This is a genomic window from Microbacterium sp. NPDC055903 (genome assembly GCF_053615555.1).
Genome location: NZ_JBSHCA010000003.1, coordinates 344,290 through 356,921, shown reverse-complemented (window position 1 = coordinate 356,921; position 12,632 = coordinate 344,290). Strand labels below are relative to the sequence as shown.

Here is a 12,632-nt window from a genome sequence, read left to right as displayed (position 1 = left end):
ACCCCGAGCCGCATGGCTCGGGGTCCTTCCTCGTTCCCCGCCGGCGTCAGCGGAACAGACTCGCCGAGTACTGATCGGCATCCGCGTACTGGGTCGCGGCCGTGCCGAGCGCTGTGCTGATGGACGCGAGTGCCTGCTCCACCTGCTGCTGCGCGATGCGCCATTGCTCCCCGCAGGCCTGGAAGGCGGCGGACGCGCTCCCGGTCCACGAACTCTGCAGCTGCGCCAGTTGCGCCGCGAGGGCGGCGGATTCCGCCTGCAGGCGGTCGACGGTTCCTCGCGCTGCGGCGGTCGTGGCGTGCACGGCATCCGTGTCGACGCTGAAGACGGTCATGATGATCTCCTCTCTCCACCGACGCCATCCGGCGACGGTGATCAGAGATTAGGGCGCATGATCCGCGGTCGGCGGGCCGCTCCCTCGCAGGCGTGCGAGCCTGGGGAGAACTCCTCGTCGTGCCTCTGCGTGCAGTCCGGGAGGCTCAGAGGTCGAGCGGCTCGATCGGCTGGGTGTCCTCGAGCAGATGCTCCGGCACCGCTCTCGCCGGGGCGAGCGGGAAGGACACCGTGAAGGTCGCCCCGCCACCGGGCGTCTCGGTCACGGCGACCGAGCCGTGCAGGGCCTTCACGATCGATGCCACGATCGCGAGGCCCAGGCCCGAGCCGCCGGTCTCCCGCGCGCGTGAGTTGTCGGCACGCCAGAAGCGCTGGAAGATCTGCTCGCGAATCTGCTCCGGCACGCCTTCGCCGTGATCGGCGATCGCGATCGTGCCGACGCCGGCTGCGCGATCCGCGCCCACGATGATCTCGATCGGGCTGTCCTCGGCCGAGAACCGTCGTGCATTGCCGAGGAGGTTCGTGACGACCTGCCTGACCTTGTTCTCCTCGCCGAGCACGAGGGGAGGTGTGCGGACCGGCGCGTCGATCGTTTCGGAGAAGTCGATCTCCGGCACGGGCGCCGGCTCGATGCTCCGGGGGCGGCGTCGCAACCGGGCGAAGGTGGCGCCTGCCCTCCCGCGCGGGGTCTGCGCGGCGCGCGGCGGATCCGCCGGGGCCAGGATGATCGGGGCGGACGGCGCGGCGTCGGTCGTCGTGTCGATCACCGTGACGGTCCGGCCCGGCGCGGCAGCGCGCACGTCGAGCGCTGCATCCCTGGCGATGGGGCGCAGATCGAGGGGCGTGATCTCCAGCTCTCGCTCCTCGTCGAGCCGGGCGAGCGCGAGGAGATCCTCGACGAGCACGCCCATCCGGATCGCCTCCTTCTCGATGCGCTCCATCGCCCTCGCGGTGTCCTCCTCGCCGCGGATCGCGCCCATCCGGTAGAGCTCCGCGTAGCCTCGGACGCTCACCAGGGGAGTGCGCAGCTCATGACTGGCGTCCCCGATGAAGCGGCGCATCTGCTGAACGGTGCGGTCGCGCTGGGCGAGCGAGCGGTCCACCCTGTCGAGCATGGTGTTGATCGCGAAGTTCAGCCGCCCCACCTCGGTGGTCGGCTCGAGATCGGTGAGGCGCTGACTGAAGTCCCCGGACGCGATCCGCATCGCGGTCGACTCGACATGGCTGAGCCGGCGGAACGTGAGGGTGACGAGGCCGCGGATCAGCAGCGCCGCGATGAGGATCGTGAACAGGGCGACCGTGATGTAGATCGCGAAGTAGGTGCCGATGATCCCGTCGGCCTCTTCGAGGGACAGCGCGACGAGCTGGATGTAGACGCCCTCGGCGCCCTCCTTGATGCTCACGGCGCCGGAGAACTCGCCGCCGTCCACTCCGCGCAGGGGAAGCGGGTCGCGATCCTCGTCGGTCTTGGCCTCGGCGAGCGGGTACGTCTCCGGCCACGACGGCCGCTCTGCCAAGCTCGCGCCTCCCGCCTCCGCGATGAACGCGCCGGAGGTGTCGTAGAAGGCCACGAAGGCGTCGCTGCGCCCGGCATCCTCTCGAGGGATGAAGAGCAGATCGCCGTCGGCGTCGACGGTCACCGAGAAGTAGCGATCGGCGAGGTTGCTGTCCATCAGCGCGGGGAGCTGCGCGTTGATGTTCCCCGCCAGCGCCGTGCGCAGGATGGGCACCGTGCCGATGCCTGCGACGAGGAGACCGAGGGCGAGGACGGCGACGGTGACACCCGTCACCTTCGCCCTCAGGCTGATGCGCCGCCACCATCGGGTGACCGCGTCGGGCTTGTTCGCCATGCGGTCCCTTCCGTCGGCGGCGTACGGCGATGGCCGGCGGTCAGGCCGCCTTGCCGCCGACCTTCAGCATGTAGCCGAAGCCGCGCTTGGTCTGGATCAGCGACTCCTCGGTGTGCGGGTCGATCTTGCGGCGGAGGTAGGAGATGTAGCTCTCCACGATGCCGGCGTCCCCGTTGAAGTCGTACTCCCAGACGTGGTCGAGGATCTGCGCCTTGGACAGCACGCGGTTCGGGTTCAGCATGAGGTAGCGCAGCAGCTTGAACTCGGTCGGGCTGAGCTCGATCGGCACCTTGCCGACGAAGACGTCGTGGGTGTCCTGATCCATGGACAGCTCGCCGGCGCGGATCAGCGACTCCTCGTCGGCCTGCATCGTGCGGCGCAGGATGGCCTGCGCGCGAGCGACGATCTCGTCGAGGGCGAAGGGCTTGGTGACGTAGTCGTCGCCGCCGGCGTTGAGCCCCTCGATCTTGTCCTGCGTGTCGTCCTTGGCCGTGAGGAAGAGGATGGGCGCGGTGAACCCGGCGCCGCGGAGGCGCTTGGTGACGCTGAAGCCGTTCATGTCGGGCAGCATCACGTCGAGGATGATGAGGTCCGGCTCCTCCTCCAGGACGGCGGAAATCGTCGCCGCGCCGTTGCCGACGGTCTTGACCTGGAAGCCGGCGAAGCTCAGCCCCGTGGACAGCAGGTCGCGGATGTTCGGCTCGTCGTCGACGACCAGGATGCGCGCATCAGTCATGCCCCCATTATGGTGACTCCGGTGATGTCCTGGCTGATCATTTGCCGGAGCGCCCGTTTTCACAGGGCTCCGTCGGCAAGCTCATCCCCCAGGCGGATGCCGTGCTCAGCCGCGTCGGGCAGGATCGAGGGATGACGACTCACGATCTCACCGAGCCGCCCGCCGCCGCAGAGTCCCTCGCGTTCCACCGGCTCTCCTTCGCCCGACCGCGCCCGGCCTGGTGGCGGGGCCTGGTCACCGGCGTGGTCGGGATCGCGCTGTACTTCGCGATGATCCTCCTGCTCGTCGTCCCGCTCGGCGTGGTGGCCGCGCTGAACCCGGCCGTGCTCTCCGCGCTGGACGACCTGCTGTTCACGACGGCGTACTTCGACCTCGACCGGCCGTGGCTGTTCGTGGCGCTCGTCCTCCCGCTCATCCTGATGATCCCTGCGCTCCTGCTGGCCTCGCGGATGATCGAGGGACGCGGAGTCGGCCTGCTCTCCTCGGTCGTCGGCCGCATCCGCTGGGGCTGGCTGGGCCGGACCACGCTGCTCGCGCTCGCCGTCTTCGCCGTGTACTTCGCGGTCACGTTGGCCGTCGCCGCGCTGACCGGGCAGCGGTTCGAGTTCCGGGCCGATCACCCCGGCATCCCGCTCCTGCTCGCCCTCGTCGTGCTGCTCATCCCGTTCCAGGCGGCGGCGGAGGAGTACGTGTTCCGCGGCTACCTCATGCAGCTGATCGGCCGGTGGCTGAAGCATCCGGCCTTCGCGATCCTCCTGCCCGTGCCGCTGTTCGTCTTCGGGCACCTCTATGACGTCTGGGGCATGCTGAGCGTCGGCGTCTTCGCCGTCGTGGCCGCCTGGCTGGCATGGCGCACGGGAGGGCTCGAGGCCTCGATCGCGCTGCACATCGTCAACAACGCCCTGATCTTCGGCCTCGGCGCCTTCTCGCTCGTGGACGCGAACGCCTCGGAGGGGACGCCGCTGGACGTGCTGCTCACCGCGGTCACCCTGGTGGCGTTCGCCCTCGTCGTCGATCGCTGGGCGCGCCGCCGCGGCATCGCCAGGGCGCTGGAGCCGATCGCTCCGCCGCAGCCCGCTGGGCCGCCTGCGCCCGTCGCGGCACCGGAGCCGATCAGGCCGCCGTCAGAGCATCCGCATCCATGATCGTGTAGCTGTAGCCCTGCTCGGCGAGGAAGCGCTGCCGGTTCTGCGCGAAGTCCTGGTCGATGGTGTCGCGCGCCACGAGCGTGTAGAAGCTCGCGGTATGACCGGACTGCTTCGGACGCAGCAGGCGTCCGAGGCGCTGGGCCTCCTCCTGGCGCGAGCCGAACGAGCCGGAGACCTGGATCGCGACGGATGCCTCCGGAAGATCGATCGAGAAGTTCGCCACCTTCGACACCACCAGCACGGGGATCTCGCCGTCGCGGAAGGCCTGATAGAGCTCCTCGCGCTCATCGACGGGCGTCGCACCGGTGATCTGGGGCGCGCCGAGCGATTCGGAGAGCACGTCGAGCTGGTCGAGGTACTGGCCGATCACGAGGATGCGCTCGTCCTTGTGCTTGGCGATGAGCTCCTTGACCGCGGTGATCTTCGCCGGAGCGGATGCGGCCAGCCGGTACCGTTCGTCATCGGCCGCCGCCGCGTACTCCAGCCGGTCGGAGGGCGGCAGGTCCACGCGCACCTCGTAGCAGACTGCGGGGGAGATGAACCCCTGCGCCTCGATCTGCTTCCACGGTGCGTCGAAGCGCTTCGGGCCGATCAGGCTGAACACGTCGCCCTCGCGACCGTCCTCGCGCACCAGGGTGGCCGTCAGTCCGATGCGGCGCCTGGCCTGGAGATCGGCGGTCAGCTTGAACACCGGCGCGGGCAGCAGATGGACCTCGTCGTAGACGATGAGCCCCCAGTCGAGCGCGTCGAGGAGAGCGAGGTGGGCGTACTCGCCCTTCCGCTTCGCCGTCAGGATCTGGTAGGTCGCGATCGTGACCGGCTTGACCTCCTTGGCCTGCCCGGAGTACTCGCCGATCTCCTCCGGGGTCAGCGAGGTGCGCTTGAGCAGCTCGTCGCGCCACTGCCTGGCCGAGACGGTGTTGGTGACGAGGATGAGCGTGGTCGTCTTGGTCGCAGCCATGGCTCCTGCGCCGACGATCGTCTTGCCCGCGCCGCAGGGCAGCACGACGACGCCTGAGCCGTCCTTCGAGAACGCGTTCACGGCGTCCTGCTGGTAGGGGCGGATCTGCCAGCCGTCCTCGGCGAGGTCGATCTCATGAGGGGTGCCCGGCGTGTACCCGGCGAGGTCCTCGGCGGGCCAGCCGATCTTCAGCAGCTCCTGCTTGATCTGTCCGCGTGCCCAGGCGTCGACGACGAACGTGTCGGGGGCTGGATGTCCGATGAGCAGCGGCTGGATGCGCTTGTTGTTCGCCACCTGAGCGAGCACGGCAGGGTCCGTGGAGCGCAGCAGCAGCGTTCCCTCCTCGTCGCGTTCGATGACGAGGCGCCCGTAGCGGTTCACGGTCTCGGTGAGATCCACCGAGACCGACGGCGGCACGGGGAACCGCGACCAGCGGTCGAGCGTCTGCAGCATGTCCTCGGCGGTGTGCCCCGCGGCGCGGGCGTTCCACAGCCCGAGGCGTGTGATCCGGTAGGTGTGGATGTGCTCGGGAGCGCGTTCGAGCTCGGCGAAGATCGCGAGCTCGTGGCGGGCGCTCTCGGCATCCGCGTGTGCGACCTCGAGGAGCACGGTGCGATCGCTCTGGACGATGAGGGGGCCATCAGACATAGCAGACCAGTCTACTGCGGGAGGATGCGGGCGGATCGGATGCTGGAGACCGGCAGCGTCCGCTCGACGTCCGCCGCTCGATCGCGGCCTCTGAGGCGTCCACCGCCGAGTCCGCTGGCCTCGAGCGTGAGCTCGCGCGTGCTGCCGTCCGGCATCGCCACCTCGATGAGCACGACGGCGCGCTGTCGGACGGCGGCGTCGAGCTCGCGGTCGAGCCAGGCGGCATCGGCATCCGGGCCCTGTCGTTTGCGGAGTCGGGCGATGAGGGTCGCATAGCCGGTGGAGGGGGCGACCCGCTCATCGTCGATGAGCTCGCGCTCGGCGGTGATCGGGTGCCCCCCCGCATCGACCATGGTCGCGGGGTAGCGGGCGTCGGTGAGCGCCCAGTACACGGTCTCCGCGCCGACCCTGGTGACGAGGCCCTCGCCCTCGGCGTGCAGGCCGAGGGGTCTGAGAGCCTGATCGACGGCGATCGCGTCGATCATCGTGCGATCCGTGCTGCCGATCGTGGTGAGCCCGTCCCCGGTGGTGGAGATGCGGACCAGGCCGTGCCTCGACGCCGTCTGCGTGATCAGGTACTGCAGGGGCTGCGGGATGCCGGTGATGGAGAGCCGCCCGAGGAACTCCGTGAGCGACTCGCCCGTCTCGCCCTCGCCCAGCGCCCGCGTCAGCGACTCGGCGGTGAAGCGGTAGGAAGAGGCCTGGGCGGCGGACTCGCGCACCGCCATGGTGCGCAGCCGCACATCGAGGCTGGGTCGGAGCGGGCCGGGGGAGATGGCCGAGAGGTCGTTCTGCAGGAAAACCTGATCGACCTCCGCGGGGAGCATCGTCGCGAGCGAGGCCGGGTCTGCGGCACCCCCGCGGCGCAGCGCCGCCGCCCATTCCGGCTCGGAGCCGTCGTCGATGACGAGGCCGAGCAGAGCTGCCTGGTGCAGCAGCTCGACGCTGCGCTCCGGCCATGAGGGATCCCAGGGATGCTTCGCCTGCCAGGTCGGCATCGGCAGCCATCCGCCCTCCGGCGTCCGGAGGCTGCCGGGGAGCGCGTCGCGGAACGCGGTGGCCAGCGCTGCCCACCGCTCGGCGGCGCTCAGGCGCAGCCAGGCATCCCCGGAGCGCGTCAGTCGAAGCGCTCGCTCGTAGGGGCGGACCAGGCGTGCGGCGCTCGCCAGGGCGAGCAGCGGCGAGATGTCCTCGGCGGGGATGCCGGTCTCCGCGATGCGGCGGCGCTCCGACGCGCCGAGCGTGCCGCCGGCGATGAGGGGCAGCGGCGATTCGCGCGTGGCGAGCAGGAGGTCCGCGATGGCGGCGACGTTCGTGAAGGCGCGCTCCGCGGCGTACGCAGACGCGGCGTGCGTCGCGGGTGGCGCCGGTGCGTCATCCGCCTCCACGGGAGCCGTCCGTTCGGCGAGGAGGGCGGCGACCGGCGGCGGCGGAGTCCCGTCGGCGCCGACGAGCCCGAGTGCGATCAGCCGGGCCTGCCCCGCGGCGGATCCGGAGATCAGCGCTCGGGCCTCCGCATCGTCGACGCTCTGCAGGGCGCGGTCGATGGATGCCGGATCGAGCAGCGCCTCGGCGGCATCGAAGAAGTCGTGCCATGGTGCATCCGGTCGCACGCGGCGTCCCGCGAAGAGCCGCTCCAGCTGCTCGTTCTCGGCAGCGGCCAGCCACACGGCGAGCGGGCGGGCGTGCGTACTCATCTCAGGAGCGCTTCGCTGCGCGTCCCTTCCGCACGAAGCTCATGATGAGCAGAGTGATGATGAGGACGAAAGCTATCGGCAGGCCCCATTGCGGCACGGCCGCGACGAGCGGCCACGGCGGCGAGGCGAAGTCGGCGTGCTGCACGCCGACCGCCGTGGCGATGATGATCGCGAAGAAGCAGATCACGGACAGCGCCGCGAGCGTCAGCGCCGTGTAGGCGAGGATCCGATCCACCGGTCGGACGGGGACGTCCGGTTCGGAGTTCTGCGTGCTCATCCGTCTCAGCCTAGTGCCTCGGGGACGGGTAGGCTTGTGGGAAGGCATGCCTTCGGTGTGCCCGCACATCGACAGCATCATTCAGTGAGGTTCTCCATGCCCACCGGCAAGGTCAGGTTCTACGACGACGAGAAGGGGTTCGGCTTCATCGCCAGCGATGACGGCCAGGACGTCTTCCTGCACGCCTCCGCCCTGCCTCAGGGGGCGGCGGTGAAGGCCGGCAGCCGCGTCGAGTTCGGCGTCGCCGATGGCAAGCGCGGCCTTCAGGCGCTGTCGGTCCGGGTGCTCGAGGCGCCGGTCAGCCTCGCCAAGTCGAAGCGGAAGCCCGCCGACGACATGGCGATCATCATCGAGGACCTCGTGAAGCTTCTCGACGGTATCGGCGGCGACCTCCGCCGTGGCCGCTATCCCTCCTCGAGCCACGGTCGCAAGATCGCGGCCGTCCTGCGCAAGGTGGCCGATGACCTCGACGCCTGAACCCGACGAGCGCCTGCTCGGCGCGCGTGATCTCGCGCTCGCAGCGCTCCACGAGATCACGCCCGCGTCGACGGTCGGTCCCGCCGCGGGGTATCTCGCGGAGGAGGACGGCTCGCTGTCGCTGCGGTTCGAGAACCGCCTTCCCGGATACCCGGGCTGGTACTGGACGGTCACGGTCGCCCGCGTGGACGACGAGGAGCCGACCGTGCTCGAGGTCGAGCTCCTGCCGGGCGATGGCGCCCTGCTCGCCCCCGACTGGGTGCCGTGGGCCGAGCGTCTTGCCGAGTACCGCGCGCACCAGGCTGAGCTCGCGGAGCAGGCGGCTGCGCAGGCGGCCGCCGCGGATGACGAGGCTGAGGACTCCGCCGACGACGAGGATGCTGACGACGAGGACGACCTCGAGGCCGGCGATCTGGACGACGAGTTCGACGACGACGACGATGACGATGACGACGTCTCTCCGCGCCTGCACGCGGGTGACCTCGACGGCGTCGACATCGACGAGCTCGACGACTCGGTCGAGGAGGACTCCGTCATCGACGATGACGAGGACGAGGACGACGCATCCGAGTCGGAGCAGGACGACGACGTCGTCCCCGCATCCGAGGACGAGGAAGAGTAGACGCGCCGAAGGCGAATACGAAGAGGCCCGGCTCCCCTGAGGAGAGCCGAGCCTCTGCGTATTCCTGGGTCAGGCCTCGGAGTGCTCGAGCACGTAGTCGATCGAGCCGATGAGACGGCGGACGTCGTCCGGCTCGATGGAGACGAAGGTCGCGATGCGCAGCTGGTTGCGGCCGAGCTTGCGGTACGGTTCGGTGTCGACGATCCCGTTGGCGCGGAGCGTCTTCGCGATCGCGGCGGCGTCGACGGTCTCGTCGAAGTCGATGGTGACGACGACGGGGGAGCGGTGCGAAGGATCGGAGACGAACGGCGTCGCGACCGAGGAGGCCTCGGCCCAGTCGTACAGCGCCTGCGAGGATTCGGCCGTGCGGGCTCCGGCCCAGGCGAGGCCGCCGTTGGTGTTGATCCATTCCAGCTGGCTGTTCAGCAGGTGCAGCGTGGTGAGGGCCGGAGTGTTCAGCGTCTGGTTCAGGCGCGAGTTGTCGACGGCGTTCTTAAGGCTGAGGAACTCGGGGATGTAGCGACCGGATGCCGCGATCCGCTCGATCCGCTCGATGGCGGCGGGCGAGACAGCGGCGAACCAGAGCCCGCCGTCGGACCCGAGGTTCTTCTGCGGTGCGAAGTAGTAGACGTCGGCCTGAGTGACGTCGAAGTCGATGCCGCCGGCGGCGCTCGTGGCGTCGATCACGGTCAGGGCGCCATCGGCACTCACCCGCTCGACCGGGGCGGTGACGCCGGTCGAGGTCTCATTGTGCGGCCAGGCGTAGACGTCGATGCCGTCGACGATCTCGGCGGCGATGCGGCTGCCCGGCTCGGCCTTGCGGACGTCGGGGGCCTGCAGCCACGGGGCGGCGGCGGCCGAGGCGAACTTCCCGCCGAACTCGCCGAAGACGAGGTTCTGGCTGCGGTTCTCGATCAGGCCGAAGGCTGCGGCATCCCAGAACGCCGTCGAGCCGCCATTGCCGGTGATGATCTCGTAGCCCTCGGGGATGCGCAGGAGGGCGGCGAGCTGCTCGCGGACGCTGCCGACGAGGTTCTTCACCGGAGCCTGGCGATGAGACGTGCCGAGCAGAGACGCTCCCGACGCGATCAGCGCTTCGAGCTGCGCGGGGCGCACCTTCGAGGGGCCGCAGCCGAAACGGCCGTCTACGGGCAGGAGGTCACGCGGAATCTCGATCGCCATGCATCGATTCTAGGACCGGACGCGGTCGCTGTTTCGCCGCGTAACGACGCTCATGTCCGCGCGAGAATGTAGGCTTGCCTAAGAACCTTCGGAGGGCTCATGACCGATCTGATCGACACCACGGAGATGTATCTCCGCACCATCCTCGAGCTCGAGGAGGAGAACATCGTGCCGCTGCGCGCGCGCATCTCCGAGCGCCTCGGGCACTCCGGGCCGACCGTGTCGCAGACGGTGGGGCGGATGGAGCGCGACGGCCTCGTGGTGGTCTCCGAAGACCGCCGGCTCGAGCTGACGGATGCCGGTCGCCGCAAGGCCGTCGATGTGATGCGCAAGCACCGTCTCGCCGAGCGCCTCCTCTCCGACGTCATCGGGTTGGACTGGGCCTTCGTCCATGAAGAGGCCTGCCGCTGGGAGCACGTGATGAGCGAGCAGGTCGAGCGCCGCCTCGTCGAGCTGCTCGGGCATCCGACCGAGTCGCCGTACGGAAACCCGATCCCGGGTCTGGACCAGCTCGGTGATGTGCCGGCGCGCACGTTCGACGAGGGCGTGATCGGTCTCGTCCAGCACCTGGATGCGGCAGGCGGCCCTGCGGAGGGCACTGTCCGCAGGCTTGCCGAGCCCGCGCAGGTCGATCCGGAGCTCCTCGAGCAGCTCCGTGATGCCGGTGTCGTCCCCGGCGCGCGAGGCTCGTACCGCTACAACGAGGGCTACGTCCTCATCGAGATGGACGGCAACGAGCAGAGTCTCGAGCTTCCCGTCGAGCTGGCGTCGCACATCTTCCTCGTCGCCGAGCAGCGCTGAGCCGAGCATCCGATCGCGAGGCGCAACGGCGCCTTCGGGCGATTGCCAGGTTCGCAGGGTGACAGAATCGTTATCTTCCGGTAGCCTCGGACAGGTCGTCAGCGCATAAGCCCCGCTGCCGGCACCGACGAATATCGCCCAAACGACTCGTCTTCTGCGCAGGCGGACACCGACCCGAGCAATGCAGGTGCTCCGAAGCGCGGACTGGGGATGAGTCAGCGCTACCCGAGCGCGCGGGCGCAGGAGGACCACCTTTTGGCCGCAGACATCGAGAAGCCCACGACCGCAACCGAAAAGCGCAGCCCGTTCGCACGAGGCTCCCGTCGCGGTCCCAAGGGCTCGGTGGCGAAGCCCGTGCGCTCCATCGCGATCTTCGGCGCCGTCGGCGCTCTCGTCGCGGCTGTCGCGCTTCCGGCGTACGCCGCGACGACTCCTACGTCCGATGCGACCACCCTGCAGCAGCTCGCCGTGGAGGACGCGCAGTCCCTCGTGGTCGCCTCCGAGGCGACGTCCGCTCCGATGGACCGCGGGACGTACAGCGCGACCACGCCCGAGGAGATCGAGAAGAAGAAGGCCGAGGAGGCCGCGAAGGCGCGTGCCGCAGCCGCTGCGGCATCCGCAGGTTCCTCCACCGCCGCCAACTTCGACACCAGCAAGTACGCGCTCGTCTCACCCGGTTCCGGTGCGGTCCGCTACCCGGTGCCGCAGGGCTCCTACTACGTCTCGCGCACGCTGAGCGGTTCGCACAACGGCGCCGACATGGTCGCTCCCTCGGGGACGCCGATCTATGCCGCGGCATCCGGTGTCGTCCGCATCTCGAGCGAGAGCTACTACGGCTACGGCGTCGGCGTCGTCATCGACCACGTCGTCGGCGGCCAGCGCGTGTCCACGCTCTACGGCCACATGATCTATGGCTCGCGGCTCGTCTCGGCCGGCCAGACGGTCGAGGCAGGCCAGATGATCGGGCTCGTCGGCAACACCGGTCGCTCCTACGGCGCGCACCTGCACTTCGAGGTCCGGATCAACGACAGCCTCGTCGAGCCGATCGCCTGGCTGAAGGCCAACGCCGGCTGATCCGGAACCGACACACCCCTCGTCGTTCACCCGCTGTTTCGCGCACATCCAGGCTGATGGGTTAGCCTGATCCCGTTGTCGCACAGGCGGGAGTCGCTGATGGACCGAATACCGGGCATCCGAACCATGGATGCGCTCGGCCTTCTGGTGCTTCGGCATTGCCCGCAGGGATGCCACGGTGCGACCGTGCGCGAAAGGCGCTGTCTTTAGACAGCGCCTTTTTTCGTCCCTGCGAGCAGTGATCCTCCCACCCGGCGACGGGTGAGTCGAGAGTGCCGGGAAGCCGTCCCGGCGTATCGAGAGGATGAAGATGCGCACACTGGTCCTGAACGCCGGATACGAGCCGCTCGCGGTGGTGTCCTTCAAGAGAGCGCTCGTGCTCGTGATGAACGAGAAGGCGAGCGTGATCGAGCACGTGGAGGGCGACCCGGTCTGGGCGGCCCGCGGCTCGTTCGACCGGCCGGCGGTGATCATCCTCAGCCGCTACGTCAGGGTGCCGTCGTCGCGGAGGGTTCCGGTGACGCGGCGAGGCGTGCTGCGTCGCGACGACCACCGTTGCGGCTACTGCGGGAAGTCCGCGTCCACGATCGACCATGTGCTGCCCCGTTCGCGCGGCGGTGCAGACTCCTGGGAGAACCTCGTCGCCTGCTGCCTGCGGTGCAACAACATCAAGAGCGACAAGACGCCGCAGGAGATGGGCTGGGAACTGCGGTTCAGCCCGCGTCCGCCGCACGGCACGGCGTGGACCGTGCGCGGCACCGAGCGCACGGATCCGCGCTGGGAGCCGTACCTGGCTCTGGCCGCGTGATCGGTCTTCCCGCTCGCT

Annotated in this window: 13 protein-coding genes; 6 read left to right on the top strand and 7 right to left on the bottom strand. The window is 69.4% G+C overall.

The features are described 5' to 3' along the window. Positions 1–46 precede the first annotated feature (46 nt). The 3 genes from ACWGJP_RS15545 to ACWGJP_RS15535 all read right to left on the bottom strand — a co-directional run bounded on the left by ACWGJP_RS15545 (position 47) and on the right by ACWGJP_RS15535 (position 2,919). Positions 47–334: a WXG100 family type VII secretion target gene (locus ACWGJP_RS15545; protein ID WP_452330705.1), complete on the bottom strand. Its 288-nt coding sequence runs from the start codon at positions 332–334 to the stop codon at positions 47–49. A 145-nt stretch (positions 335–479) separates the two neighbouring features. Further along, positions 480–2,183, bottom strand: a complete 1,704-nt coding sequence (locus tag ACWGJP_RS15540) for a sensor histidine kinase (RefSeq protein WP_452330704.1) — start codon at positions 2,181–2,183, stop codon at positions 480–482. Between the two features lie 40 nt (positions 2,184–2,223). Continuing rightward, positions 2,224–2,919, bottom strand: coding sequence for a response regulator transcription factor (locus ACWGJP_RS15535; protein WP_452330703.1), 696 nt, complete (start codon positions 2,917–2,919; stop codon positions 2,224–2,226). Positions 2,920–3,050: 131 nt separating this feature from the next. On the opposite strand from ACWGJP_RS15535, the gene ACWGJP_RS15530 reads away from it, so the two are divergent. Then, positions 3,051–4,064 (top strand): CPBP family intramembrane glutamic endopeptidase, encoded by a 1,014-nt coding sequence (locus ACWGJP_RS15530; protein WP_452330702.1) that lies wholly within the window; start codon positions 3,051–3,053, stop codon positions 4,062–4,064. Here ACWGJP_RS15530 and ACWGJP_RS15525 read toward each other — a convergent pair. From ACWGJP_RS15525 to ACWGJP_RS15515, 3 genes are read right to left on the bottom strand one after another with little or no spacing between them, the layout of a single operon-like run. Further along, positions 4,033–5,676 (bottom strand): DNA repair helicase XPB, encoded by a 1,644-nt coding sequence (locus tag ACWGJP_RS15525; protein ID WP_452330701.1) that lies wholly within the window; start codon positions 5,674–5,676, stop codon positions 4,033–4,035. The two genes, ACWGJP_RS15530 and ACWGJP_RS15525, sit on opposite strands and share 32 nt — an antisense overlap. Before the next feature lie 11 nt (positions 5,677–5,687). Continuing rightward, the gene (locus tag ACWGJP_RS15520) at positions 5,688–7,373 is read right to left on the bottom strand and encodes a helicase-associated domain-containing protein (protein ID WP_452330700.1); all 1,686 of its coding nucleotides are present in this window, start codon (positions 7,371–7,373) and stop codon (positions 5,688–5,690) included. 1 nt (position 7,374) lies between these two features. Continuing rightward, the gene (locus ACWGJP_RS15515) at positions 7,375–7,650 is read right to left on the bottom strand and encodes a multidrug ABC transporter ATPase (RefSeq protein WP_452330699.1); all 276 of its coding nucleotides are present in this window, start codon (positions 7,648–7,650) and stop codon (positions 7,375–7,377) included. Positions 7,651–7,746: 96 nt separating this feature from the next. Between ACWGJP_RS15515 and ACWGJP_RS15510 the strand changes: the two genes are divergently transcribed. Together ACWGJP_RS15510 and ACWGJP_RS15505 are read left to right on the top strand one after the other, a co-directional pair. Further along, positions 7,747–8,127, top strand: coding sequence for a cold-shock protein (locus ACWGJP_RS15510; RefSeq protein WP_452330851.1), 381 nt, complete (start codon positions 7,747–7,749; stop codon positions 8,125–8,127). Beyond that, positions 8,111–8,749 carry a DUF3027 domain-containing protein gene (locus ACWGJP_RS15505; protein ID WP_452330698.1) on the top strand — a complete coding sequence of 213 codons (639 nt, stop codon included), beginning with the start codon at positions 8,111–8,113 and terminating at the stop codon, positions 8,747–8,749. Before ACWGJP_RS15510 ends, ACWGJP_RS15505 begins: the two co-directional genes overlap by 17 nt. 69 nt (positions 8,750–8,818) lie before the next feature. On the opposite strand, the gene serC is transcribed toward ACWGJP_RS15505, so the two are convergent. Beyond that, on the bottom strand, positions 8,819–9,931 hold the full coding sequence (gene serC / locus ACWGJP_RS15500) for a phosphoserine transaminase (RefSeq protein ID WP_452330697.1): 1,113 nt from the start codon (positions 9,929–9,931) through the stop codon (positions 8,819–8,821). Positions 9,932–10,030: 99 nt separating this feature from the next. Between serC and ACWGJP_RS15495 the strand changes: the two genes are divergently transcribed. The 3 genes from ACWGJP_RS15495 to ACWGJP_RS15485 all read left to right on the top strand — a co-directional run bounded on the left by ACWGJP_RS15495 (position 10,031) and on the right by ACWGJP_RS15485 (position 12,614). Then, complete coding sequence (locus ACWGJP_RS15495) at positions 10,031–10,732, top strand: metal-dependent transcriptional regulator (protein WP_452330696.1); 702 nt, start codon at positions 10,031–10,033, stop codon at positions 10,730–10,732. A 210-nt stretch (positions 10,733–10,942) separates the two neighbouring features. Then, the gene (locus ACWGJP_RS15490; RefSeq protein ID WP_452330695.1) at positions 10,943–11,806 is read left to right on the top strand and encodes a M23 family metallopeptidase; all 864 of its coding nucleotides are present in this window, start codon (positions 10,943–10,945) and stop codon (positions 11,804–11,806) included. Between the two features lie 310 nt (positions 11,807–12,116). Continuing rightward, the gene (locus tag ACWGJP_RS15485; RefSeq protein WP_452330694.1) at positions 12,117–12,614 is read left to right on the top strand and encodes an HNH endonuclease; all 498 of its coding nucleotides are present in this window, start codon (positions 12,117–12,119) and stop codon (positions 12,612–12,614) included. Positions 12,615–12,632 lie beyond the last annotated feature (18 nt).

Coding starts and splice junctions, on each gene's coding strand:
- ACWGJP_RS15545 (WP_452330705.1), bottom strand. CDS start 334: ATGACCGTCTTCAGCGTCGACACGGATGCCGTGCACGCCACGACCGCC.
- ACWGJP_RS15540 (WP_452330704.1), bottom strand. CDS start 2,183: ATGGCGAACAAGCCCGACGCGGTCACCCGATGGTGGCGGCGCATCAGC.
- ACWGJP_RS15535 (WP_452330703.1), bottom strand. CDS start 2,919: ATGACTGATGCGCGCATCCTGGTCGTCGACGACGAGCCGAACATCCGC.
- ACWGJP_RS15530 (WP_452330702.1), top strand. CDS start 3,051: ATGACGACTCACGATCTCACCGAGCCGCCCGCCGCCGCAGAGTCCCTC.
- ACWGJP_RS15525 (WP_452330701.1), bottom strand. CDS start 5,676: ATGTCTGATGGCCCCCTCATCGTCCAGAGCGATCGCACCGTGCTCCTC.
- ACWGJP_RS15520 (WP_452330700.1), bottom strand. CDS start 7,373: ATGAGTACGCACGCCCGCCCGCTCGCCGTGTGGCTGGCCGCTGCCGAG.
- ACWGJP_RS15515 (WP_452330699.1), bottom strand. CDS start 7,650: ATGAGCACGCAGAACTCCGAACCGGACGTCCCCGTCCGACCGGTGGAT.
- ACWGJP_RS15510 (WP_452330851.1), top strand. CDS start 7,747: ATGCCCACCGGCAAGGTCAGGTTCTACGACGACGAGAAGGGGTTCGGC.
- ACWGJP_RS15505 (WP_452330698.1), top strand. CDS start 8,111: ATGACCTCGACGCCTGAACCCGACGAGCGCCTGCTCGGCGCGCGTGAT.
- serC (WP_452330697.1), bottom strand. CDS start 9,931: ATGGCGATCGAGATTCCGCGTGACCTCCTGCCCGTAGACGGCCGTTTC.
- ACWGJP_RS15495 (WP_452330696.1), top strand. CDS start 10,031: ATGACCGATCTGATCGACACCACGGAGATGTATCTCCGCACCATCCTC.
- ACWGJP_RS15490 (WP_452330695.1), top strand. CDS start 10,943: ATGAGTCAGCGCTACCCGAGCGCGCGGGCGCAGGAGGACCACCTTTTG.
- ACWGJP_RS15485 (WP_452330694.1), top strand. CDS start 12,117: ATGCGCACACTGGTCCTGAACGCCGGATACGAGCCGCTCGCGGTGGTG.